Here is a 23904-nt window from a genome sequence, read left to right as displayed (position 1 = left end):
AAAAAAGCCCGGATTACTCCGGGCTTTTTTCATGGCGGGCGATGGCGCTTACAACGGGGTATCGCCTGGGATCACCAGCTTCACGCGTTGCGACTGGTACTGCACTGGCAACAGGCTCTGGCCGGTGCGGCGCTCATAGGAGGCCAGCACCTTGGCCACGTATTCGCGGGTTTCCGGGTACGGCGGGATGGTGTTGCGATACTTGCTCACCGCGCCTTCGCCGGCATTGTAGGCGGCGATGACCAGCGGCATGTCGCGGTTGAACAGCGCCAGCAGGAAGCGCACGTAGCGCGCGCCGGCCCGGATGTTTTCCACCGGGTCGACCGGGTTGCTGGCGCCGAAGCGGCTGGCGGTGTCCGGCATCAGCTGCATCAGGCCGATGGCGCCCTTGGGCGAAATGGCGCCCGGGTTGTAGCCGGATTCAACGGTGATGATGGAGTGCAGCAGCTGCGGATCGAGCTTCTGTTCCTGCGCGATGCGGTTGATCAGCTTGTTGAACAGTGCGGCCATCTGCCGGTTGTAGCCCGGCGCGTTCACTTGCGGGATCGGCTGGCTGGGGGCGAGCACTTGCGGCTGCAGCGGTGCCGGCGGCACGTCGTAGCTCAGCGTGGCACCCAGGCCGGGGGCGATGGCGTCGGCGCGGACATCGTAATCGCTGCCTGGCGCTAGGCTGTCGGCGGCATGAGCGGCGGGAAGCAGCATGGCGGCCAGCAGCGCGGCCAGTAGTGAGCGTGTGATCATGATGACAATAAAGAACCTGGTGGCCGCGCGGACCGATGCCTGCATATTAATAAGACAAATGTGAAATTTCCAGTAACAAATACTTACAAATAATGACGCCTGGCCGGCAAAACAGCGGCGCTGGCGACGGCTTTTTCAGCACTGGCGGGGGCTGTGCGGTTAAACAGGCTGTGACAGGCCGGCGCCATGGCGGCGCAAAAAAGTTCGCGCTGTGGTGTGCCGGCGACTGCGGCGCGCTGGGCGGGCCGGGGGCGTGGCCGCCCGCGCGGGCGACCGGTGGGCCGTTTAGTGGAGGTGGCCGGCGGGCGGCAGCAGGCGCACGGCGGGGGCCGGGTGGCTGGCCTTGGCATCGCCGGCCGGGGTTTCGTCCCAGCGGGTCTCGCCGCGCTCGCATTGCTGCAGCACCTTGAACCAGGCCTGTTCGCCGCTGGCCGGCAGCGTGCCGCGGAACACGAATTCGTCGTAGAACGCGTCCGGTAGCGGGCCGCCGCGCCATTCGATCTCGGTCACGTCCTCGCGGATCAGGCTGCCGTGGCTGTCGAACGGAGTCACCGCCTGCCGGTGCGTGCTCAGCTGCCAGCCGGCCTTGGGCATCGGCTTGGCCAGGTGGAAACCATCCGGCAGGATCACGCGGAGGGCGGTGGTGGCGCTACCGTCGCAGCCGTGCGGCACGCGCAGCACCGCCTTGTAGCTGCCGCCGGCGGCGGCTTCGGGCGTTTCCAGGGTGACGTGGGCGAGGGCGCCGGCAGAGGCGGCCAGCAGCAGGGTGGCGGCAAGCAGTTGTTGCATGGTGCGGTTTCCGTAGGGCGATAAAGCCCCGCAGTCTAGGCCGCCGCCGGCGGCAGGGTAATGCGACATAGTGTCGCAGCCCTGCGGCCAACCCTATTCGCGGTGGTAGGGGTGGTTGTTGAGGATGGAGTAGGCGCGGTACAGCTGCTCGGCCAGCAGCACGCGCACCATGCCGTGCGGCAGGGTCATCGCCGACAGCTGCAGCATGAGGTCGGCGCGCTGCTTCAGCTCCGCCGACAGCCCGTCGGCGCCGCCGATGACGATGGTGATGTCGTCGCCGCCAGCCATCCATTCCTTCATCGCCGCGGACAGCTGCATCGAGGTCCAGTTCTTGCCGCGTTCGTCTAGGATCACCAGTTTGCTGCGCGGCGGGATGGCGGCCACGATGCGCTCGTGCTCGGCTGCGATGCCCTTCTCGGCAGTGACGCCGCCGCCGCGTTTTTCCGGCTTGATCTCTTTCAGCTCGAAGCTGATGTCGCGGCCGAAGCGCTTGGCGTAGTCGCCGAAGGCCTCGTCCACCCAGCGCGGCATCTTGCTGCCCACCGCCAGTAGCGTGATTTTCATGTCGCGGTTCCCAAAACAAGGTTGGCCGCAGCGCCTTGCGACGATGCGGCCAACTTAGCCTGCGGCGGCTAGCTTAAACGGCGGCGTTCCACGGACGGCCCACCGGGTTGAAGGACGGCTTCTGGCCGCCCCACAGCGCTTCGATGTCGTAGTAGTCGCGCACGGCCGGCAGCATCACGTGGATCACCACGTCGCCGGCATCCACCAGCACCCATTCGCCGCTTTCGTGGCCTTCGGTACCCACCAGCTCCACGCCGGCCTCTTTCAGGCTGACGGCCACGTTGTTGGCCAGTGCCTTCACCTGGCGGTTGGAGTCGCCGGTGCATACCACCAGCCGCGCGAACAGCGAGGTCAGGTTGGTGGTGTCGAGCTCGACAATATCCTTGCCCTTAACGTCTTCCAGGGCTTCGACGGCCAGTTTGGCGATGTCTTGAACTTGCATGTGTTTCCTTGCGGTACGTTGCGGCACATGGCGGCAGGGCAGCGGAGGCTGCGGCCAGAGGTGCCGTAAAAGATCGGGGTGCCGCGGGACTGCGGCGATTGGCGACACCGGCAGCTTAGCTGCCGGTGCGGCGGGACACCTCGGAATCCGTGCACGATCTGCTGCAGTTTTACTATTTGCTGCGCTTGGGCGATACCGCGTTGAAACCGTCTTCGAAATGCTCATTGACCGCATGTCAATTCCGCTTTCTCAGTCGCTTTCGCCTTGTCTCGCCCTAGCTCGCTAGATCGTGAATGATTGATGGCGCCCCTTACCTTGCCGTACTCCGGTATAGCCGATGGCCGGTGATGTACTGCATCACCGCGGGGGCAATCAGCCCGCTGCAGTCCTCGCCGCCGGCCAGCTTGTGGCGCAGTAAGGTGGCGGAGAGGGGGACGGGGGGCAAGGTCAGGGCGCGGATTGTACCGGAAGCCGCGCTGTTTGAAAAATCAGGCACTTGCCGCCAGTACGGCAGCAGTGCGGCGGGCAGGTTGGCCGCATCGAAACCGGGGCGCACCGCCACCGCGATATTGGCCAGCTGCAGGATGCGCTGCCAGCGCTGCCAGCTGGGCAGCTGCAGCAGCGAGTCGCCGCCGATCAGCAGCCACAGCTGGCAGTGCGGCCCCAGTTCGGCGCGCAGTTCTTCCAGCGTTTCCACGGTGTAGGCCGGGCGGGCGCGCCGCACTTCGCGGTCGTCCGCCAGCCAGCCGGGGCGGCCGGCCAGCGCCAGCTGCACCATGGCCAGCCGCTGCGCGGCGCTGGCCTGCGGGCCGTGCGCGCGGTGGTAGGGGTTGCCGGCGGGAATCAGCCGCAGTTCGTGCAGCTGGCACTGCGCCATGAACGCTTCCGCCATGCGCAGGTGGGCGGCGTGGATCGGGTCGAAGGTGCCGCCGAACACGCCGACGCGGCGCATGGCAACAGCGGCAGCCCCGCTGTGCGCAGGCGCTGCCGCTGTCGGCGGGTTGGGCTGGCCGGCCGGCATCAGGCCTGCGGCTGGTAGCCGTCCAGCACCAGGTCCAGCTGGCCGGTGGTCGGGTGGATCACCAGGCCGTGCACCGGGATGTCTTTCGGCATCAGCGGGTGGCTGCGGATGGTGGCCACGGTGTGGCGCACGCTGTCCTGCACGTTGTCGAAGCCTTTCAGCCAGCCGTCCAGGTCGATGCCGGCGCCGCGCAGGGTGGCGATGGTGTCGGCGGTGACGCCGCGCTCCTGCGCATTGGCCAGGATGCGCGCCGGGTCGATGGCGCGCATGCCGCAGTCGTGGTGCGCCACCACGCAGATTTCCTCGGCACGCAGCTCGTAGACGGCAATCAGCAGGCTGCGCATCACCGAGCCCCACTGGTGGGTGACCAGCGCGCCGGCGTTCTTGATCAGCTTGGCGTCGCCGTTCTTCAGGCCCATGGCCTTGGGCAGCAGCTCCACCAGCCGTGCGTCCATGCACGCCAGCACCGCCAGGTTCTTGTCCGGGAATTTATCGGTCTGGAATTGTTCGTACTCGCGCGCTTCGACGAAGGCGCGGTTGTGATCCAGCAAGCTACTAAGCAGGCCCATGGTGTTCTCCAGTTGCCGGCCCGCGGGTGGCGGACAACGGCAGGGGATTGGTGCGTTTACTCGATTTTGTCGGGCGCCATGCTACCACGACCGCCGCCGCGGCCACGCGCGTAGGCTAGGCGCTTTTCGCCAGCGCCTTGCGGAAGGTCAGCTGGGTCTTGATGTGGCGGTAGCCTTCGCGGCGGTAGAAGCGGTGCGCCGCGTGGCGCTGCTCGGCGCAGCGCACGCTCACCTCGGCCACGTCGCGCGCGGCGGCCCAGGCTTCGCACGCCGCCAGCAGCCGTGCCCCCAGGCCCTGGCCGCGGCAGTCTTCTGCTACCACCAGCCCGCCCACTTCCACGCAGCTGTCGGACTCCAGCAGCGGCCGCTCGAAGCCGTGGATCCAGCCGCACACCCGCCCCTCCGCTTCGACCACGCAGACGAAATGCTGTTCCGGCGCCGCCAGCAGCAGCGCCAACCGGGCAGCCAGCGTGGCGCGGTCGGTCGGGTAGCCCAGCTGGGTGGCCAGGGCGGCGAGGGCGTCGGCATCGGCGGGCCGGGCCGGGCGCAGGGTAGGGTTCATGGCGGTGCTCCGGTTCAAGGTTGGCCGCAGTGTCGCCGCGCGCGGCGCGGCTGACCAGTGGCCGTCAGGCCGGGCGGATCACAATGCCGCGCGCCTGCAGCTGCTGGCGCAGCAGGCGGGCGAAGGCCAGCGCGTGGGCGCCGTCGCCGTGCAGGCACACGCTGTCGGCGCGCAGCGCGATGCGCTGGCCGTCCAGGCTCTGCACGCTGCCGTGCTCCACCAGCTGCAGCGTCTGCGCCAGCGCGCTGGCGGCGTCCTCGATCACGGCGCCGGGCGTGCCGCGCGGCGCCAGGCTGCCGTCGGCCAGGTAGCCGCGGTCGGCGAACACTTCCTCGATGGCGGCCAGACCGTGGCGACGGGCGGCGGCGGTCAGCTCGCTGCCGGCCAGCCCCATCAGCTTCAGCGCCGGGTCGAAGTCGCGCACCGCGGCGGCGATGGCGTCGGCCAGCACCGCGTCGCGCGCCGCCTGGTTGTACAGCGCACCGTGCGGTTTGACGTGCCGCAGCCGGCCGCCTTCCTGCTGCACGATGGCAGCCAGTGCCGCCAGCTGCGCGCTGACGTCGGCCTGCACCTGCGCCGGCGTGCGCTGCATGGCGCTGCGGCCGAAGTTGGCGCGGTCGGGAAAGCTGGGGTGGGCGCCGATGGCCACGCCCAGCGCCAGCGCGGCGCGTACCGCGGCGCGCATGCTGTGCGCGTCGCCGGCGTGCCCGCCGCAGGCGATGTTGGCCGAGCTGACGCAGGCCAGTATCGCGGCGTCATCGCCGCAGCCTTCGCCCAGATCGGCATTCAGGTCTATCTGCATTGCGGTCTTCCAGTTCAAAGCTCGGGTAGTTGGCCGCAACCCCAGGCGGCCAGCTCGAAGCGGCGCCAGTCGCGCAGCCACTGTTCGCGCGCGGCGCGGGCGGCGGCGAGGTCACACTCCACCAGCTGCAGCCGGCTGCCGGGGCGCGCCTGCGCCAGCAGCCACAGGTCGGCGTCGATCACGCTGGCGATGCGCGGGTAGCCGCCGGTGGTCTGCGCATCGGCCAGCAGTACGATGGGCTGGCCGCTGGGCGGCACCTGCACCACGCCGGGCAGTACTGCGTGAGACAGCAGCTCGCCGCCGCGGTTGCGCGTCAGCGGCATGCCCTGCAGCCGGTAGCCCATGCGGTTGCTGTGCGCGCTGATCGTCCATGGCTGCTGCCACAGCGCCTGGCGACTGGCGGCGTCGAACTGGTGATATTCCGGGCCGGGCAGGGCGCGCAGCAGCGGCTGCCACGGGCGCTGGCGCACGCCGAGCCGCCCCTGCTGCCGGCAGGGGGCGCCTTGTGGCAGCCGGTCGCCGGCCTGCAGCGCGCGGCCGTGGTGGCCGCCGTAGCCGGCCTGGAGCTCGGTGGCGCGGGCGCCCAGCACCAGCGGCACATCGATGCCGCCTTCCACGCACAGGTAGGCGCGCATGCCGCGGCGGGCGCCGGCCAGGCGCAGCACTTGGCCGGCACGGCAGGGCTGGCGCCAGCCGCACCAGGCCGGCGCGCCGTCCAGCGTGGCGGCGAAGTCGGCGCCGGTCAGCGCGAAGCTGCCGTCGCGGCCGAAGCGGATCTCCACCGGCCCCAGCGCGACTTCCAGCCCGGCCAGGTTGGCCGCATTGCCCAGCAGGCGGTTGCCCAGCAGCAGCGCCGGTGCATCCAGCGCGCCGTTCTGCGCGATGCCGAGGTGGCGCCGGCCGTGGCGGCCCAGGTCTTGCACCGTGGTGTGGATGCCGGGGCGGATGATCTCAAGCATGCGTGTGCTCCAGCGGCTGGAAGCGCACGCGGTCGCCCGGCAGCAGCAGCGACGGCGGCTCGCGTTGCGGGTCGAACAGGGTCAGGTCGGTGTGGCCGATCAGCTGCCAGCCGCCGGGGCTGGCGGCCGGGTAGATGCCGGTCTGCGCGCCGCCGATGCCGACGCTGCCGGCCGGCACCGTCAGCCGCGGTTCGGCGCGGCGCGGGGTGGCCAGCGCCGGCGGCAGTCCGCCCAGGTAGGCGAAGCCGGGCTGGAAGCCGAGAAAGAACACGGTGTAGCGTGCGGCGCTGTGGCGGGCGATCACCTCCTGCGGCGACAGCCCGCAGTGCGCGGCCACCGCCGCCAGGTCCGGGCCGTGTTCGCCGCCGTAGCGCACCGGGATGTCCACCCGCCGCTGTGGCGGCGCGGCGTTGCCGGCCTGCTGCCACAGCGTCAGCAGCAGCTGCTGCACCGCCTGCGCGTCGTGGCGCGCCGGGTCCAGTAGCACGGTGAGGTTGTTCATCGCCGGCACGATGTCGACAAAGCCGCCCTGCGCGCGCAGCGTGTCGGCCAGCCACCAGATGCGGCGCTGGCAGGCGAGGGTGGCGGGCGGGGGCGAGCTCAGCACCACGGCGCGTTCGCCCAGCAGCTGGCAGTGGATGGCGGCGTGTGTCACGGGGGATTCCTTGCCGGCAGGCGGCGTGGCGGTCGTCGCCACTGTACCCCGTGGCGGCGGCGCTAGTCGATGCGGAACAGCGGGGTGCCGGCCTGCACCGCGTCGCCGTCGGCCACCAGGATGGCAGCCAGGGTGCCGCTGCGTTCCGCCTCGATGGCGTTCATCAGCTTCATCGCCTCGATGATGCACAGCGTGTCGCCAGCCTGCACCTGCTGGCCGGGGCGGGCGAACGGCGCGGCGCCGGGAGCCGGCGCCAGGTAGCAGGTGCCGGGCATCGGCGAGCATTGCGCCTGTTGCGCCGGTGCGGGGCTGTGGCTGGCGGGCACGGTGGCCAGTTGCGGGGCGGTGATGGTGGTTTGCGGCGGGGCGAGCAGCACCGGCGGCAGCGCGCTGGCTGCGCCGCGGCGGATGCGCACCTGTTCGCCGGCGACGTGGATGTCCAGTTCCATGATGCCGGAGTGCTGCACCATGCGGATCAGCTGTCTGAGTTTGCGTATTTCCATGCGTCCCTCGCGTTGTTGTGGCCGGGCCGGCCCCGCCGTGCCAGCACTGTGCCGCATTTGCGCAGTGCTTCTGTTGGCAGTTTGTATCGGCGCCGACACGCGCCGGCAGCAAACGCGTTACCGCGCGCTACCAGCGCGAATGGTGGTCTTCGGTGACGCCGGCCAGCGCCTGCACCGGGTAGGCCACGCCGCTGTGCGGGTGGATCAGCCGGCCATCGAAGCGCCCCACCGGCTGGATGTAGCGGCTGGCGGCCAGCAGCAGGTTCTTGTCGCCGCTACGGGCGCCTTCTGGGGTGAACAGCAGCTCCACCGCGCCGTCGTCGCTGTGGATGTGCCACGGCGCCAGCGGGTTGGCCGCATCGAACTCGAACTGCACGGCGCCCACCCGCCACGGCACGCCGTCCAGCCAGATGGCGTTTTCGGCGTCGCCCATATAGCCGGCCTGCAGGTTGAAACCCAGCGGCCCGGCATGGGCGCTGGCCCAGCGCCAGTCGGTGTCGCGCGCCAGCAGGCCGTTGGAGGCGTCCAGGCTGGCGTGGCAGGCGTCCAGCACGAAGCGCTCGCCGCCGGCTTCGGCAAAGCCGCTGCAGGAGAGCGCGCCGCTCTTGTGGGTGGCGTGCGCCTGCCAGTTGGCCGGGGCGATGGCGGCCAGCACGCTGTCGGCGGCCGGCAGCGCGATGTGGGCGGCCAGTTTCAGCTCGCGGGTATTGATGGTGAGTTCCAGCCGGCTGTCGGCATGGCGGAAGGCGATGCATTCGCTGCCGCGGCGGAAGGTGGCGTCGCCGAAGGCGCGGTCTTCCAGCCGGGTGGACAGCAGCGGCAGGCCGGTGGCGTCGAAGGCGGCCAGCAGCCTGCCGCGGCGGCGGTCGAACAGGTAGGCGAAGGCGCTGCCGGCCCAGCCCACGTCCACCACCGCCACGCCGATGAAGAAATCGGCATGGGCGAAGGCGGCATATTGCCAGCGCTTGTGGTGCAGGCGGCGCGTCAGGCGGCGCCCCAGCGGCAGCGGCAGCGCCTGCCAGGACAGCTCCGGCACGATGCCACGGTACATGCCGAAGGCCGGTATGCCGCGTTCGTGCACCAGCCGCGGCGGCGCCGCGGGCAGCAGGGAAGGCTCCATGCGGGTGGGCGGCCAGCTTCCGCCCGTGGTGTGGTCGAGCACCGCAGTCTACAGCAGGTTGAGCGGAATCTTTAAATATGCGTGCCCGTTCGCGGCAATTGGCGGCATGTTGCCGGCACGAATGTTGATCTGTATCGCCGGGATCAGCAGCACCGGCGCCGCCAGCGTGGCATCGCGCGCCTGGCGCAAGGCGATGAAATCGGCCTCGCTGACGCCGCGGCGCAGGTGCACGTTGGCCGCTTGCTGCTGCGCCACCGTGCTGCAGGCGCTGGCGGCACGCCCGGGCGGCGGGTAGTCGTGGCACAGCCACAGCCGGGTGTGGCCGGGCAGCGCCAGCAGCCGCTGCACCGAGCGGTACAGTGTGGCGGCGTCGCCACCGGGAAAATCGCAGCGCGCGCTGCCCACGTCCGGCTGGAACAGGGTGTCGCCGATGAATACGTCATCGCCGATCCGGTAGCCGATGTCGGCCGGGGTGTGGCCGGGCAGCGCCAGCACCTGCAGTGTCAGCGTGCCCAGCGGCAGGCTGTCGCCGTCGGCAAAAAGCTGGTCAAATTGCCGGCCGTCGGTGGCGAAGTCCTCTTCCAGCTGGAAGATGGGCTTGAACACGCGCTGCACACTGTCGATATGGTGGCCGATACCGGTGCGCCCGCCGAGGCGGGCCTTGAGCCAGGCGGCGGCGGACAGGTGGTCGGCATGGGCGTGGGTTTCCAGGATCCAGTCCAGCTGCAGGCGCTGCGCCAGGATGAAATCCACCAGCTGCTGGGCGCTGTCGCTGGCGGTGCGTCCGGCCTTGGGGTCGTAATCCAGCACCGGGTCGATGATGGCGGCGTGGCCGCCGGGCTGGTCGTACACCACGTAGCTGTAGGTGCCGGTGACCGGCTCGAAGAAGGGGGCGATTTGTGCTGGCATGGCCGCTCCAGGTGGCTGACAAAAACTGGCGGTTTCACTATATATCAAAATATAATGTGTGCGCTGCCGATGCAGCGACACAGGCAACGGCCGACTGAGTGGGGATCGCCATGGATTTGACTGTACTGCATGACAACGCGGCCCGCGCGGCGGCCTTGCTCAAGAGCCTGGCCAACGAGGACCGCCTGCTGCTGCTGTGCCAGCTGGTGGATGGCGAGAAGACGGTGTCCGAGCTGGAGCGCCTCACCGGCATCCGCCAGCCCACGCTGTCGCAGCAACTGGGCGTGCTGCGCAACGAGGCGCTGGTGACGACCCGGCGCGAAGGCAAGTGGATCTACTACCGCGTGGCCAGCGAGCAGGCGCTGCGCATGCTGGACACGCTGTACCAGCTGTACTGCGAGCCGGCCGCGCTGCCGGCGGCGCCGGCCGACCGCCAGCAGACGGCATGAGCGACTGGTTGCCGCCGTGGCTGCGGCACTACCGCCGGCAGTGGCTGGCCGGCGATATCGGCGCCGGCGTGCTGGTGACGCTGCTGCTGGTGCCGCAGGGCCTGGCCTACGCACTGGTGGCCGGGCTGCCGCCGCAGGTCGGCCTGTATGCCAGCCTGCTGCCGCTGGCGCTGTACGCGCTGCTGGGGCGCAGCCACGCGCAGTCGGTGGGGCCGATGGCGGTGACCTCGCTGCTGGTGGCCGCCACCCTGGCCAAGCTGGGGCTGGCCACGCCGGCAGATCACCTGCTGGCGGCGGTGTGGCTGGCGCTGCTGTCCGGCGCCATGCTGCTGCTGTTCGGCCTGCTGCGGCTGGGCTTTCTCGCCGACGTGCTGTCCGAGCCGGTGCTGGCCGGCTTCACCGCCGCCTCGGCGCTGCTGATCGTGCTGAGCCAGCTGGCGCCGCTGGCCGGCTATCACGGCGCCGGTGCCAGCCTGCCGGCCATCCTCGCCAGCCTGTGGCAACAGGCCGACCGCTTCTCGCCGCAGGCGCTGCTGATCGGCGTGCCGGCCTTGCTGTTGCTGTGCTGGGGGCGTGGCGCGCTGGGCCGGCAACTGCACCGGCTGGGCCTGCGCGGCATGGCGCTGGCGCTGCCGGCACGCGGCATGCCGATGCTGGTGGTGCTGGGCAGCATGCTGGCGGTGGGCGTACTGGGCTGGCAGGGCCAGCTGCCGCAGGTTGGCCGCATCCCCGCCGGGCTGCCGGCGCTGGCCTGGCCGGCGCTGCCGGCGGGCGGGCTGTCGCCGCTGGTGTTGCCGGCCTTCTTCATTGCCTTGATCAACTACGTGCAGAGCCTGTCGGTGGCGCAATTGCTGGCCATCCCGCGGCGCGAGACGGTGGAGCCGGACCGCGAGCTGCTGGCGCTGGGCGCCTGCAATCTCGGCGCCGCGCTGTGCGGCGGCCTGCCGGTCACCGGCGGCCTGACGCGCTCGGTGGTGAACGCCGAGGCCGGCGCCAACAGCCAGCTGGCGTCGCTGATCACCGCCGTGCTGATCGCCGCTCTGCTGGCCTGGGGCAGCGGCGCGCTGGCGGCCTTGCCGCTGACGGCGCTGGCCGCCACCATCATCGCCGCGGTGGCGCCGCAGGTGCGGCTGGCGCCGTTGTGGCAGGCGTGGCGGGCCGAGCGCAGCGATGCGGCGGCGTTCGCGGTGACCTTCCTGCTGGTGTTGTGGCTGGGGGTGGACAGCGGCATCGTCGCCGGGGTGGTGATCTCGCTGGCGGCCTGGCTGATGAAAAGCAGCCGCCCGCACCTGGCCGAGCTGGGCCTGCTGCCCGGCGGCAGCCATTTCCGCAACGTGCAGCGCCACCGCTGCCAGACCCTGCCCGGGGTGCTGATCCTGCGCATCGACGAGAGCCTGTACTTCGGCAACGCCCGCCACGTGCGCGACGCGCTGCTGGCCAGGTTGGCCGCCGCCGGCCCGGTGCACACCCTGCTGCTGGTGCTGAGCGCGGTGAACCGGGTGGACATCACCGGCCTGGCGATGCTGCAGCGGCTGGACGACACCCTGGCCGAGCGCGGCGTCAGCCTGCAGCTGGCCGAGGTCAAGGGCCCGGTGTGGGACGTGTTCGGCCGCGCCGGCCTGGCCGCGCGCTTTGCCGGCCGCGTGCACCTGTCCACCTACGCCGCCTGGCAGCGGCTGGCGCCGGCGCCGGATTTTCATATCTGACACACACCGCTACATGGCGGGCTAACGAACTTGCCGCGCATCTGGCTATCATAGCCGGCATGAAACCGCTTACCCGCCTCACTCCGCTGCTGGCCGCCGTGCTGCTGGCCTGGCCGGCGCACGCGCCGCTGGCCAGCGACAATCTGCCCAACCTGGGCACGGTGGCGGAATCCGCCGTACCGCAGGCCGAGGAAAACCGCGTCGGCCGCGACATCCTGCGCTCGCTGCAGGACGACGGCGAGGTGATCGACGATGTCGAGGTCAGCGACTATCTTGGCGATCTGGGCGGCGCGCTGGTGTCGGCGGCGCAGAGCACCGCCACGCCGTTCAACTTCTTCGTGGTGCGCGACAGCAGCATCAACGCCTTCGCTCTGCCCGGCGGGGTGATCGGCGTGCACAGCGGCCTGCTGCTGGCGACGCAGAGCGAGAGCGAGCTGGCCTCGGTGCTGGCGCACGAGATCTCGCACGTCACCCAGCGCCACCTGGCGCGCATGTACCAGAACAACAGCCAGAGCCAGCTGTGGGTGCTGGCCGCCATCCTGGCCGGGGTGCTCGCCGGCGCGCACAGCAACAATAGCGACGTGGCGTTCGGCGCCATCAATGCCGGCGTCGGGCTCGGGGCCAGCCAGCAGCTGTCCTACAGCCGCGATTTCGAACGCGAAGCCGATCGGCTGGGCATGCAGTACCTGGCCGCCGCCGGTTTCGATCCGCGCAGCATGCCGGCGTTTTTCGAGCGCCTGCAGCAGGTGCAGCGCCACAGCGACAACAACGCCTTCGGCTTCCTGCGCACCCACCCGCTGACGCTGGAACGCATCAGCGAAAGCCAGGCGCGGGCGCAGGCCTACCCGCCGCGCATGCGGCTGGACAGCACCGACTTCCTGCTGCTGCGCGAAAAGCTGCGCGTGGCCACCCTGCCCGGCGACGAGGCGCTGCGCTACTACCGCACCGCGCTGGCCGCCGGGCGCTATCTCAATCGCGGCGCCGCGCTGTACGGCCAGCTGCGCGCGCAGCTGGCGCTGGGCAATGTGCGCGAGGCGCAGGCGCTGTGGCCGCAACTGCAGGCGGCGCTGCCGGCCCACCCATCGCGGGCGCTGCTGGAGGCGGAACTGCAGCGCGCCGCCGGCAACGGTGCGGCGGCGGCCAAGACCCTGCAGCAGGCGCTGGAGGTGTACCCGGGGCGGCGCGCGCTGCGGCTGGCGCTGATCGACACCCTGCTGCAGGACCAGCGCCGGGCGGAAGCGCGCCAGGCGATCGACGCCGCGCTGGCGCGCTACCAGGACAGCCCGCAACTGTGGCGGCTGGCGGCGCGCAGCTATGGCGAGGCCGATGCGCTGCGTTACCACGCGGCGCTGGGCAATGCGTTCTTTTACGAACAAAAGTTCGAATCCGCGCGCCTGCAGTATCAACTGGCCAGCCAGGCCCCCGGCGACGACTTCTACCTGCGCTCCGCCATCGAGGCGCGTCTCAACGAATTAACGACTAAGCTGAAACCGGAACCGGGCAGCCCCCGCCGCTGAGGCGTACCGCCGTCGCCTGGCGGCTGCGGCCAACGTGGTAGCGGGGTTGCGCGCGCCATCAATGCCAGCGCCATCGCTGGCTGTCGTCTCCCGCCGTGCAATCGCAAAAAAACAACATGTTGCGTCGCAATATCGATGTATTTCCAGCCGTTTTCGAGTGAAAACCCTAATAGGCTATTCCGTCCCGAAAGAGGCAGGCTATACACTTTGCCGCGTGTAAGAATGTTTTCGCTTCCGCAAATTTTTTTTGCGATTTTGTTCGTTTATAATCGCGAGCAGTAACGGGAGTCCCGACCGGGGGCTTCGATGAATGTCCACCTGTCGCACCCGATCGGATGCGGCAAGGAAAATAACAGTGAGGATGTGAGATGGCAGCAATCTACCCTGACGATATCGATCCGATTGAAACGCAGGAATGGACCGAGGCAGTCGAATCGGTACTGGACAATGACGGTGCCGAGCGCGCCCATTACCTGCTGGAAAAAATGGTAGAACGCACCCGCCGTCGCGGTGCCCACCTGCCGTTCGAGGCCACCACTGCCTACCTGAACACCATCCCGGTGGGCAAAGAGCAGAAGTCGCCGGGCAACCACGAGATGGAGCACCGCATCCGCTCGATCAACCGCTGGAACGCGATGGCCATGGTGCTGCGCGCCGGCAAGAAAGACCTGGAGCTGGGCGGCCACATCGCGTCGTTCCAGTCCTCCGCCACCCTGTACGACGTCGGCTTCAACCACTTCTGGCGCGCCCACAACGACGAGCAGGAAGGCGATCTGGTGTACTTCCAGGGCCATATTGCCCCCGGCGTCTACTCCCGCGCCTTCCTGGAAGGCCGCATCTCCGAACAGCAGATGGACAGCTTCCGCCAGGAAGTGGATGGCGGCGGCCTGTCGTCCTATCCGCACCCGTGGCTGATGGAAGACTTCTGGCAGTTCCCCACCGTGTCCATGGGTCTGGGCCCGTTGATGGCCATCTACCAGGCGCGCTTCCTCAAGTACCTGGAAAGCCGTGGCCTGGCCAAGACCCCGGGTCGCAAGGTGTGGTGCTTCTGCGGCGACGGCGAGATGGACGAGCCGGAATCCCTGGGCGCCATCGCCCTGGCCGCGCGCGAAGGCCTGGACAACCTGGTGTTCGTGATCAACTGCAACCTGCAGCGTCTGGACGGCCCGGTACGCGGTAACGGCAAGATCATCCAGGAACTGGAAGGCGACTTCCGTGGTTCCGGCTGGAACGTGCTGAAAGTGATCTGGGGCAGCCGCTGGGACCCGCTGCTGGCCATGGACAGCAAGGGCCTGCTGAAGAAGCGCATGGACGAGTGCGTGGACGGCGACTACCAGACCTTCAAGTCCAAGGACGGCGGCTACGTACGCGAGCATTTCTTCGGCAAGTACCCGGAGCTGCGCGAGATGGTGGCCAATATGTCCGACGAGGAGATCTGGGCACTGAACCGTGGCGGTCACGACCCGCACAAGGTGTACGCGGCGTACCACGAAGCCAGCCACAATGCCAACGGCCGTCCGACCGTGATCCTGGCCAAGACCATCAAGGGTTATGGCATGGGCTCCAGCGGTGAGGCGCAGAACGTGGCGCACCAGGCCAAGAAAATGGCACTGGACAACCTGCGCAAGTTCCGCGACCGCTTCGGCATCCCGGTGTCCGACGCAGACCTGGAAAAAGTACCGTACTACAAGCCGGCGGAAGACAGCCCGGAAATGCAGTACATGCGCGAACGCCGCGCTGCGCTGGGCGGCTACCTGCCGGCGCGCAAACCGGTGAAGGCACCGCTGGCCATCCCGGGCCTGCACGTGTTCGACAGCCAGCTGGGCGATTCCGGCGAGCGCGAATACTCCACCACCATGGCCTTCGTGCGTCAGCTGGGCATCCTGCTGAAAGACAAGAACATCGGTAAGCAGATCGTGCCTATCGTGCCGGACGAATCCCGCACCTTCGGTATGGAAGGCATGTTCCGCCAGTACGGCATCTGGTCCACCCAGGGCCAGAACTACGTGCCGCAGGACGCCGACCAGCTGATGTTCTACAAGGAATCCAAGGACGGCCAGATGCTGCAGGAAGGCATCAACGAGCCGGGCGCGATGTCGTCGTGGATCGCGGCAGCCACCAGCTACGCCAACCACGGCATCCCGATGATTCCGTTCTACATCTACTACTCGATGTTCGGTTTCCAGCGTATCGGCGACCTGGCGTGGGCAGCTGGCGACATGCGCGCCCGCGGCTTCATGCTCGGCGGTACCGCCGGCCGTACCACCCTGAACGGTGAAGGCCTGCAGCACGAAGACGGCCACAGCCACATCCAGGCCGGCCTGATCCCGAACTGCATCAGCTACGACCCGACCTTCAGCTACGAGCTGGCGGTGATCCTGCAGGACGGCCTGCGCCGCATGTATGTAGAACAGGAAGACGTGTTCTATTACATCACCCTGATGAACGAGAACTACACCCACCCGGCGATGCCGCAGGGCGCCGAAGACGGCATCCTGAAGGGTATGTACCTGTTCAAGGATGGCGGCGACGCCGCGGTGAAAGTGCAGCTGATGGGCTCCGGCACCATCCTGCGCGAAGTGATTGCCGCCGCCGACCTGCTGCGCAACGACTTCGGCATCGCCTCCGACATCTGGAGCGTGACCTCCTTCAACCAGCTGCGTCGCGACGGCATGGAAGCCGCCCGCCACAACCTGCTGCACCCGGTAGGCGAGCAGCAGCAGTCCTACGTCGAGCAGCAGCTGGCCGGCCGCAGCGGCCCGGTAATCGCCGCCACCGACTACATCCGCAACTACGCCGACCAGATCCGCGAATACGTGCCGGGTCGCTACGTGGTGCTGGGTACCGACGGCTTCGGCCGCTCCGACAGCCGCGCCAAGCTGCGCGAGTTCTTCGAAGTGGATCGCCGTTACGTTGCCGTGGCCGCACTGTCGGCCCTGGCGCGTGAAGGCAAGATCGACGCCAGCCGCGTAGCGGAAGCCATCGCCAAGTACGGCATCAACGTGAGCAAGCTGCCGAGCTGGAAGGTATAAGCCGCCAGGGCGGGCGCGTCGTTACGGCGCTCCCGCCCGCTCCCTGCCGTAGCTGGCGCCAGCGCCAGCGTGTAGCCGAATATCGGCGGTGCGCCCCAGCGGTGCCCGCCCTACGAATGGAAAGCTCATGAGCAATCTGATCGAACTGAAAGTGCCCGACATCGGCGGTCACAATAATGTAGACATCATCGAAGTATTCATCCAGCCGGGCCAGACCGTGGCCGTGGACGACTCCCTGATCACCCTGGAAACCGACAAGGCCACCATGGAAGTGCCGGCGGAAACCGCCGGCGTGGTGAAGGAAGTGCGTGCCGTGCTGGGTGGCAAGATTTCCGAAGGCGACGTGATCGCCATCATCGAAGTGGGCGCCAGCGCCGCCGCGCCGGCTCCGGCTGCTGCGGCATCGGCTGCTGCGGCACCGGCTCCGGTTGCCGCGCCTGCCGCCGCTCCGGCCGCTGTCGCCAGCGCCCCGGCACCGGCCGTTGCGGCCAACGTTGGCCGCAGCGAAATCCGCGTGCCGGACATCGGCGGCCATAGCGGTGTGGACGTGATCGAGGTATCGGTCAAGGTCGGCGACGAGATCGGCATCGACGACAGCCTGATCACGCTGGAAACCGATAAGGCCACCATGGAAGTGCCGGCCACCGCCGCCGGTAAAGTGCTGGAAGTGAAAGTGAAAGTCGGCGACAAGATCAGCGAAGGCGAGCTGATCGTGGTGGTGGAAGGTGCTGGCGCTGCCGCTCCGGCTGCTGCACCTGCCGCGGTAGCCGCCCCGGCTGCTGCAGCCCCGGCTCCGGTGGCCGCACCCGCTGCTGCACCGGTGGTGGCTCCGGTGGCCGCCGCCGTGGCCGCCGCTTTCAACGAAGCCGGTTTTGCCAAGTCGCACGCCGGCCCGTCGGTACGCAAGCTGGCGCGCGAACTGGGCGTGGACCTGTCCAAGGTGAAAGGCTCCGGCCGCAAGGGCCGCATCGTCGAAGACGACGTGAAGGGCTTCGTGAAAGCCGTGCTGCAGAACCCGGCGGCACTGGCCCCGGCGGCGGCACCGGCCGGTTCCGGCGTGGGCCTGGACCTGCTGCCGTGGCCGAAGGTGGACTTCGCCAAGTTCGGCCCGATCGAGACCAAGCCGCTGACCCGCATCCAGAAGCTGTCCGGTGCCAACCTCAGCCGCAACTGGGTGATGATCCCGCACGTCACGTTCAACGACGAGTGCGACATCACCGAGCTGGAAGACTTCCGCAAGACCATCGGCAAGGAATGGGAAAAGTCCGGCCTGAAGATCAGCCCGCTGGCCTTCATCATCAAGGCCGCCGCCGAGGCACTGAAAGCCTTCCCGGCGTTCAACAGCTCGCTGGATGGCGACAACCTGGTGCTCAAGCAGTACTACCACATCGGCTTTGCCGCCGACACGCCGAACGGCCTGGTGGTACCGGTGATCAAGAACGTGGACCAGAAGGGCATCAAGCAGATCGCCAAGGAGCTGACCGAGCTGTCGGCGCTGGCGCGCGACGGCAAGCTCAAGCCGACCGACATGCAGGGGGCTACCTTCACCATCTCCAGCCTGGGCGGCATTGGCGGCACCAGCTTCACCCCGATCGTGAATGCGCCGGAAGTGGCCATCCTCGGCGTGTGCAAGTCGCAGATCAAGCCGGTGTGGAACGGCAAGGAATTCGCGCCGCGCCTGATGTGCCCGCTGAGCCTGTCCTTCGACCACCGCGTGATCGACGGCGCCGCCGCCGCCCGTTTCACCGTGCATCTGGGCAAGCTGCTGTCCGACGTGCGCCGCCTGATCCTGTAATCGGGCCGTACCCGGCAAGGTTGGCCGTGGCCAACCTTGCCGCTGCGCTGCATCGGCGGGCCGGCGTGCCCGCCCAATCTTGCCAGTGGCAGCCGGTTGGCTGTCCTGAAGCGTTATGGATGAGAAGCCATGAGCAATCTGATTGAACTGAAAGTGCCGGACATCGGCGGCCACAGCAATGTGGACGTGATCGAGGTATTCGTGAAAGTCGGCGACAGCGTTGCCAAAGACGACAGCCTGATCACGCTGGAAACCGACAAGGCCACCATGGAAGTGCCGGCGGAAGTGGCCGGCGTGGTGAAAGAGCTGCGCACCGCCGTCGGCGGCAAGATTTCCGAAGGCGACGTGATCGTGGTGATCGAAGCCGCTGGTGCTGCCGCGGCGGCCAACCCTGCGCCTGCTGCGGCACCGGCCGCCGCCCCGGCAGCAGCTGCTCCGCAAGCCGCCCCGGTCGCGGCCCCTGCTGCTGCCAGCCACGCTGGTGGTGCCGACATCGAATGCGACGTGCTGGTGCTGGGCGCCGGCCCCGGCGGCTACTCCGCCGCCTTCCGTGCCGCCGACCTGGGCCTGAAAGTGGTACTGGTTGAGCGCTACAGCACCCTGGGCGGCGTGTGCCTGAACGTGGGCTGCATCCCGTCCAAGGCGCTGCTGCATAACGCCGCGGTAATCGACGAGGTGAAACACCTGGCCGACAACGGCATCAAGTACGCCGCGCCGGAAATCGATATTGACATGCTGCGCGGCTACAAGGAAAAGGTGATCGGCAAGCTCACCGGCGGCCTGGCCGGCATGGCCAAGGCGCGCAAGGTGCAAGTGGTGCGTGGCGTGGGCAGCTTCCTCGACCCGCATCACCTGCAGGTGGAAACCACCGAAGGCGCGGGACAAGCCAAGACCGGCGCCAAGCAGGTGATCAAGTTCAGCAACGCCATCATCGCCGCCGGCAGCCGCGTGGTGAACCTGCCGTTCATCCCGCAGGACCCGCGCATCGTGGATTCCACCGGCGCGCTGGAGCTGAAGGCGGTGCCGAAGAAAATGCTGATCATCGGCGGCGGCATCATCGGCCTGGAAATGGGCACCGTGTACTCCACCCTGGGCGCACGCCTGGACGTGGTGGAGATGCTGGACGGCCTGATGCAGGGCGCCGACCGCGACCTGGTGAAGGTGTGGGAAAAGATGAACGCCCACCGCTTCGACAACATCATGACCAGCACCAAGACCGTGGCGGTGGATGCGCGTGAAGACGGCATCTACGTTACCTTCGAAGGTGCCAAGGCCCCGGCCGAGCCGCAGCGCTACGACCTGGTACTGGTAGCCGCCGGCCGCGCGCCGAACGGCAAGCTGATCAGCGCCGAAAACGCCGGTGTGGCGGTGACCGACCGCGGCTTCATCGAAGTGGACAAGCAGCAGCGCACCAACGTGCCGCACATCTACGCCATCGGCGATATCGTCGGCCAGCCGATGCTGGCCCACAAGGCGGTGCACGAAGCGCACGTGGCGGCGGAAAACTGCGCCGGCGGCAAATCCTACTTCGACGCCCGCGTGATTCCGGGCGTGGCCTACACCGACCCGGAAGTAGCCTGGGTAGGCGTAACCGAGGAACAGGCCAAGCGCGACGGCATCAAGATCGAGAAATCGGTGTTCCCGTGGGCCGCCTCCGGCCGCGCCATCGCCAACGGCCGTGACGAAGGCTTCACCAAGCTGATCTTCGACGCCGAGACGCATCAGGTGATCGGCGGCGCCATCGTCGGCACCCACGCCGGCGACATGCTGGGCGAAATCTGCCTGGCGGTGGAAATGGGCTGCGACGCTACCGACATCGGCAAGACCATCCATGCGCACCCCACCCTGGGCGAAAGTATCGGCATGGCCGCCGAAGTGGCGCACGGCAGCTGCACCGACCTGCCGCCGCAGCGCAAGAAGTAATCAGCTGGCCTGCGGCCAACGTTGGCCGCAGCGCAGACGACAAGGGCAAGCCTTACGGCTTGTCCTTTTTTTATGCTTTACGATTATTATGATTGCTTGATAACAGTAGGTTGGGTTGAGCGCAGCGAGCCCAAGCTACGGGTTGAATGAAGTTTGCAAAAAGTTTGGTCGAGGTGACATGTCATGGTGCTCGAATTGCTTTTGACCTATCTACCAGTGGCATTTTTTTTGTTGCTTCCCTGGGTATGTATCGCGGCTTTCAGAAGCATGGGAAAACCAGCAGTCCTGGCGGCCCTACTGTCTTTTTTCGTAATCAGCACGATCTCGATAGGATTGTTGGCACTTGATAATTGGTCAACACAGCAGCAGGTTGATCGAATGGATCGCGATCATGATGGTTTTTTTTCGCCCGACGAACAGGCAAGTTGGTCTGCCAAAGAGCGGAAAGTAATGGATCACTATATTGGCGATGGTGGAAGAAATGTTTTTGGCGGAATCATCGTTCCGGTGGCCGGTTTGATCTATTCGGTGGCCTGTGCGGTGACGTTTGAGCTGTTTGCCTGGGGAGGGCGATTTTTAAAGCGAAGACGCAGCAAGTAGATTGGGCTGAGCCTGCAAAGCCCAACGTTTACCGCGATCACATGCCCAAGGTTGGCCGCAAGCCATCACGGCTTTGCGGCCAACCTTATTTTGAGGTTTGTATCCGCTACGCGGATGTTTTTTATCTGCCGCTTTCCGCGCGGCGGCGGGAAAGGGGGATACCGCATCCCCCTTTTCAATCCCCGCTCTCCCGACGGCGCAAGAATTCCCGCAGCAGCGGCTGCCATCCCGGCGCCGTCCATCCGCTGCGCTCAAAAGAGGGCGGCTTGTTTCCGGGCTGGCGGTCGCTGGTACGGCCTGCGCCAACGGGACGGGGCGCGTCGGTTCGAGGTTGGCTGCCGCACGCGTGGTGCATCGGTAAGGTGTAGCCCGGATAAGCCGCAGGCGCATCCGGGGAGGGGCAGGGTGGCTACATCGGCCAAGGCCACTGTGTGTTGGCGGTTTGGCTGGCGGTCAGCTTGTCATCTCCCCGGATGTGCTATCGCTTCTCCGGGCTACGCGTTGTCATGACCGGCAAGGTTGGCCGCAAGCCGTCACGGCGTTGCGGCCAACGTTTTTGTATTTATTGCCCCGCCTTTTGCAAGCCGGCGGCGATCCAGCGCTGGATGCTGACGGTGTCCATGGCGCCGGCCTGGCGCTGTATCTCGCGGCCACCGATAAACAGGATCAGCGTGGGAATGCTGCGAATGTTGAAACGCTGGCCGAGCGTGGTTTCGGTCTGGGTGTTGATCTTGGCAAAGCGCACCGCGGGCATGGCGGCGGCGGCCTGGGCGAAGGCCGGACCCATCACCTGGCAGGGGCCGCACCACGGCGCCCAGAAATCCACCACTACCGGGATGTCGTTGCGCGAGATGTGCTGCTCGGCATTGTCCACGTTCAGCTCCAGTGGTTTGCCGGTGAGCAGCGGCTGGCGGCAGTGGCCGCAGTTGGGGTTGTCGGCAAGGCGGCTGGCCGGCACGCGGTTGGTGGTGGCGCAGTGCGGACAGACCAGGTGCAGGGCGGTGGTGGCGTTCATGGCAGGCTCCCGATGGCAATGGCTGGGAGATGGGTTCGGGACGATGGGCTTTCAAGCGGTGTGGGGCCGCATCGATGCCGGGGTTGCGGCCAACCCCGGATAAGTCGCAAGCGCATCCGGGTAAGTGACTCCTCATCCCCGGATGCGCCGTTGGCTTATCCGGGCTACCCATCGATCCGCTATGCGGCCAACCTTTCAGCCAAACAGCTCGGCATCGCGCAGCGCTGTGCCCTGCGCATCGCGGGCGGACAGTACCGGCGGTGTGGCCAGTGGCCAGTCTATGGCCAGCGCCGGGTCATCCCAGCGGATGCAGCGTTCATGCTGCGGAGCGTAGTAGTCGGTGGTCTTGTACAGCACCTCAGCGTATTCGCCCAGTACCACAAAGCCATGGGCGAAGCCTTGCGGCAGCCACAGTTGCCACCGGTTGTCGGCGGACAGCTCGTGCCCCAGCCAGTGGCCGAAGGTGGCGGAGCTGCGGCGCAGGTCCACCGCCACGTCGAAAATCGCCCCTTGCAGCACGCGCACCAGCTTGCCCTGCGGCTGCTGCAGCTGGTAGTGCAGGCCGCGCAGCACGCCACGCGCCGAGCGGCTGTGATTGTCCTGCACGAACGCCACCTGCCGACCGATGGCAGCGTCGAATTGTCGCTGGTTGAAGCTTTCGAAGAAAAACCCGCGCGCATCGCCGTGCACGACCGGCTCGAGCAGCTTCACGTCGGCGATGGCGGTATCGATGATGCGCATGTTCAGAATACCCGGTGTTGCAGCAGGGCTAGCAGATAGCAGCCGTAGTCGTTGTGTTGCAGTGGTGTGGCCAACTTTGCCACCTGCGCGGCTCCGATCCAGCCGGCGCCGCCGGTAACCAGGATGCTCATGGCCGATACAGAATGTTGAGAGGTGGCCTGTAAGCCTTGTGTTTACTGAGTTTTGGCTTCTTAATATTTGCCGCGTGTACCTAAGCGTGTACCTAAAATTCGGTACTGCCTGTGCATGTAGTTCGGCATACGCTTCGTTCCTTGCCCCCACCGTTACGCAATGGCATACCTGGAGGCATGGGTACATTATGCCAAGTTACGGGCTGGAGTCGGAAGAAGGGCCCGGTTTTCGGGCCCTTTTGACGTCCGAACGGCTACCAGGAGCCCCGCAGAGGGGGCAGCCTCGGGACCGGTTCGCCGACGATATTGCTGGCTTACGGAGGATGACTGAAGCTCAAATTAGAGAATCTTGATTCGCACATATTCTACATAGTCATCAGGCTTGCTGTCTTTATTCTCTTTAAGAAGATGCATGGCTTTGCTACCGGCTGGCGAGCCAGCCCGCAGAGCGGCCGATGCGGCAGCTTTCATGCCCTCCATAGCATCGTGGAGTCCATCGTTGTACGTTGGCTCGGGGGCTTCTATGCGACCAATGCCAAGTTCGACTAACTCCAAACCAGGGTCTTGCTCATTATCGCTGGGATTCATGTGTATTCCTTGGCGAGGTTGGAAGGTCTAGCTCTGGAAGTGATCCATCAACGGCACCAGAACGTCAACCAAGATCACCTTGGAAGTGTAGGACACTGAGCCGCGACGATGTCCACGCCGTGCTGTGGTTGTCTGGCTGCTCTCAGAATCAAGCAGCCATCTGAATAGCTGTTCCAACGATCTCTGGAAGGGCTGCTGATGGCCGACTGCTGCCCTGCTGGCTTACCACTCCGAAACCGCTTCGGACATCTCGGACATCGTACCGGCTTAGGTGTGCCAGTCCATACCTGATGGCCATATTGGACTACTACATTGTAGGAGGTGGTAAATTGATCATCAGTGCACTGCCTTATACTTGCTGAAATTAACAACAGCATAGTAGGGGATATAAGTGCAAGTCCGCGTCAAACTACCATCCGGCCCTCTGATCCACTATTTGAAATTTTGTCGAGTAATCGCCGAAGCTGTTTGCCCGATAGACAAGGATCTTGAAGGCATCAAGTGTGTGTTGGCCAAGATCTACCCTCCTGATGTTCCGACCCCGAACTTCGGCCCAGGAGTGCCTTACTCTCTGGAAAAAGCTGATCGGCAGGCGCTTGCCAAGGTATTGCCGAAACTTCCTCCCCTGCGCCATCCAATGTCAGAAGAAAAGGTCGCTTTGTTCATGGAGGCTTATGTGAATCTGCCGAAGTGAATCGCCCCAGCTTCTCTAGACACTCTTGAGCCGTTGGAAATATTGCTTCTCAAACTCTACCGGCGATAGCCCGTTTG

At 66.8% G+C, this 23904-nt stretch carries 25 protein-coding genes; 8 read left to right on the top strand and 17 right to left on the bottom strand.

Annotated elements, in window-relative coordinates; all coding sequences use genetic code 11:
* Positions 1–48 precede the first annotated feature (48 nt).
* The 13 genes from ACFOLG_RS08110 to ACFOLG_RS08050 all read right to left on the bottom strand — a co-directional run bounded on the left by ACFOLG_RS08110 (position 49) and on the right by ACFOLG_RS08050 (position 9636).
* Positions 49–741: a lytic transglycosylase domain-containing protein gene (locus ACFOLG_RS08110; RefSeq protein ID WP_386090568.1), complete on the bottom strand. Its 693-nt coding sequence runs from the start codon at positions 739–741 to the stop codon at positions 49–51.
* 285 nt (positions 742–1026) lie between these two features.
* A complete protein-coding gene (locus tag ACFOLG_RS08105) occupies positions 1027–1530 on the bottom strand; it encodes a YcnI family copper-binding membrane protein (RefSeq protein ID WP_386090566.1) in 504 nt (167 codons plus the stop codon).
* Between the two features lie 93 nt (positions 1531–1623).
* A complete protein-coding gene (rlmH, locus tag ACFOLG_RS08100; protein ID WP_386090564.1) occupies positions 1624–2094 on the bottom strand; it encodes a 23S rRNA (pseudouridine(1915)-N(3))-methyltransferase RlmH in 471 nt (156 codons plus the stop codon).
* 73 nt (positions 2095–2167) lie between these two features.
* Complete coding sequence (rsfS, locus tag ACFOLG_RS08095; RefSeq protein ID WP_386090561.1) at positions 2168–2536, bottom strand: ribosome silencing factor; 369 nt, start codon at positions 2534–2536, stop codon at positions 2168–2170.
* Positions 2537–2846: 310 nt separating this feature from the next.
* Positions 2847–3488: a nicotinate-nucleotide adenylyltransferase gene (gene nadD, locus ACFOLG_RS08090; protein ID WP_386090559.1), complete on the bottom strand. Its 642-nt coding sequence runs from the start codon at positions 3486–3488 to the stop codon at positions 2847–2849.
* 68 nt (positions 3489–3556) lie between these two features.
* Positions 3557–4126, bottom strand: a complete 570-nt coding sequence (locus ACFOLG_RS08085) for a beta-class carbonic anhydrase (protein ID WP_386090557.1) — start codon at positions 4124–4126, stop codon at positions 3557–3559.
* 115 nt (positions 4127–4241) lie between these two features.
* Positions 4242–4688: a GNAT family N-acetyltransferase gene (locus tag ACFOLG_RS08080; protein WP_386090554.1), complete on the bottom strand. Its 447-nt coding sequence runs from the start codon at positions 4686–4688 to the stop codon at positions 4242–4244.
* A gap of 64 nt (positions 4689–4752) precedes the next feature.
* On the bottom strand, positions 4753–5490 hold the full coding sequence (gene pxpA, locus ACFOLG_RS08075) for a 5-oxoprolinase subunit PxpA (protein WP_386090551.1): 738 nt from the start codon (positions 5488–5490) through the stop codon (positions 4753–4755).
* 14 nt (positions 5491–5504) lie between these two features.
* Positions 5505–6449 carry a 5-oxoprolinase subunit C family protein gene (locus ACFOLG_RS08070; protein ID WP_386090548.1) on the bottom strand — a complete coding sequence of 315 codons (945 nt, stop codon included), beginning with the start codon at positions 6447–6449 and terminating at the stop codon, positions 5505–5507.
* A complete protein-coding gene (gene pxpB, locus ACFOLG_RS08065) occupies positions 6442–7104 on the bottom strand; it encodes a 5-oxoprolinase subunit PxpB (protein WP_386090546.1) in 663 nt (220 codons plus the stop codon). Before pxpB ends, ACFOLG_RS08070 begins: the two co-directional genes overlap by 8 nt.
* 62 nt (positions 7105–7166) lie before the next feature.
* The gene (gene accB / locus ACFOLG_RS08060) at positions 7167–7607 is read right to left on the bottom strand and encodes an acetyl-CoA carboxylase biotin carboxyl carrier protein (RefSeq protein ID WP_386090543.1); all 441 of its coding nucleotides are present in this window, start codon (positions 7605–7607) and stop codon (positions 7167–7169) included.
* 127 nt (positions 7608–7734) lie between these two features.
* Positions 7735–8727: a DUF2804 domain-containing protein gene (locus tag ACFOLG_RS08055; protein ID WP_386090540.1), complete on the bottom strand. Its 993-nt coding sequence runs from the start codon at positions 8725–8727 to the stop codon at positions 7735–7737.
* A 48-nt stretch (positions 8728–8775) separates the two neighbouring features.
* Complete coding sequence (locus ACFOLG_RS08050) at positions 8776–9636, bottom strand: MBL fold metallo-hydrolase (protein ID WP_386090537.1); 861 nt, start codon at positions 9634–9636, stop codon at positions 8776–8778.
* 110 nt (positions 9637–9746) lie between these two features.
* Here ACFOLG_RS08050 and ACFOLG_RS08045 point away from each other — a divergent pair, with 110 nt between their 5' ends.
* From ACFOLG_RS08045 to ACFOLG_RS08015, 7 genes are all read left to right on the top strand, one after another.
* Entirely contained in the window at positions 9747–10085 is a 339-nt protein-coding gene (locus ACFOLG_RS08045) for an ArsR/SmtB family transcription factor (protein WP_386090534.1), read from the top strand.
* Entirely contained in the window at positions 10082–11791 is a 1710-nt protein-coding gene (locus ACFOLG_RS08040) for a SulP family inorganic anion transporter (protein ID WP_386090531.1), read from the top strand. Before ACFOLG_RS08045 ends, ACFOLG_RS08040 begins: the two co-directional genes overlap by 4 nt.
* 59 nt (positions 11792–11850) lie before the next feature.
* Entirely contained in the window at positions 11851–13308 is a 1458-nt protein-coding gene (locus ACFOLG_RS08035) for a M48 family metalloprotease (RefSeq protein WP_386090529.1), read from the top strand.
* A gap of 368 nt (positions 13309–13676) precedes the next feature.
* Complete coding sequence (gene aceE / locus ACFOLG_RS08030; RefSeq protein ID WP_386090527.1) at positions 13677–16340, top strand: pyruvate dehydrogenase (acetyl-transferring), homodimeric type; 2664 nt, start codon at positions 13677–13679, stop codon at positions 16338–16340.
* A 127-nt stretch (positions 16341–16467) separates the two neighbouring features.
* A complete protein-coding gene (gene aceF, locus ACFOLG_RS08025; RefSeq protein ID WP_386090525.1) occupies positions 16468–18135 on the top strand; it encodes a dihydrolipoyllysine-residue acetyltransferase in 1668 nt (555 codons plus the stop codon).
* Positions 18136–18264: 129 nt separating this feature from the next.
* Positions 18265–20058, top strand: coding sequence for a dihydrolipoyl dehydrogenase (gene lpdA, locus ACFOLG_RS08020; protein WP_386090523.1), 1794 nt, complete (start codon positions 18265–18267; stop codon positions 20056–20058).
* 183 nt (positions 20059–20241) lie between these two features.
* Positions 20242–20658: a hypothetical protein gene (locus ACFOLG_RS08015; protein ID WP_386090521.1), complete on the top strand. Its 417-nt coding sequence runs from the start codon at positions 20242–20244 to the stop codon at positions 20656–20658.
* A gap of 562 nt (positions 20659–21220) precedes the next feature.
* Here the strand turns inward: ACFOLG_RS08015 and trxC are convergent.
* The 4 genes from trxC to ACFOLG_RS07995 all read right to left on the bottom strand — a co-directional run bounded on the left by trxC (position 21221) and on the right by ACFOLG_RS07995 (position 23133).
* Entirely contained in the window at positions 21221–21673 is a 453-nt protein-coding gene (gene trxC / locus ACFOLG_RS08010; protein WP_386090518.1) for a thioredoxin TrxC, read from the bottom strand.
* A gap of 195 nt (positions 21674–21868) precedes the next feature.
* Positions 21869–22414 carry a dTDP-4-dehydrorhamnose 3,5-epimerase gene (gene rfbC / locus ACFOLG_RS08005; RefSeq protein ID WP_386090516.1) on the bottom strand — a complete coding sequence of 182 codons (546 nt, stop codon included), beginning with the start codon at positions 22412–22414 and terminating at the stop codon, positions 21869–21871.
* Positions 22415–22416: 2 nt separating this feature from the next.
* A complete protein-coding gene (locus ACFOLG_RS08000) occupies positions 22417–22545 on the bottom strand; it encodes a hypothetical protein (protein WP_386090513.1) in 129 nt (42 codons plus the stop codon).
* A 339-nt stretch (positions 22546–22884) separates the two neighbouring features.
* Positions 22885–23133: a hypothetical protein gene (locus ACFOLG_RS07995; protein ID WP_386090511.1), complete on the bottom strand. Its 249-nt coding sequence runs from the start codon at positions 23131–23133 to the stop codon at positions 22885–22887.
* A gap of 391 nt (positions 23134–23524) precedes the next feature.
* Between ACFOLG_RS07995 and ACFOLG_RS07990 the strand changes: the two genes are divergently transcribed.
* Positions 23525–23827: a hypothetical protein gene (locus ACFOLG_RS07990; RefSeq protein ID WP_386090509.1), complete on the top strand. Its 303-nt coding sequence runs from the start codon at positions 23525–23527 to the stop codon at positions 23825–23827.
* Positions 23828–23904 lie beyond the last annotated feature (77 nt).

The organism is Vogesella facilis (assembly GCF_042648525.1).
GTDB classification, from domain to species: domain Bacteria; phylum Pseudomonadota; class Gammaproteobacteria; order Burkholderiales; family Chromobacteriaceae; genus Vogesella; species Vogesella facilis.
Note: the sequence above shows the minus strand (reverse complement) of the source record. Positions and strands in the feature narration are given on the sequence as shown.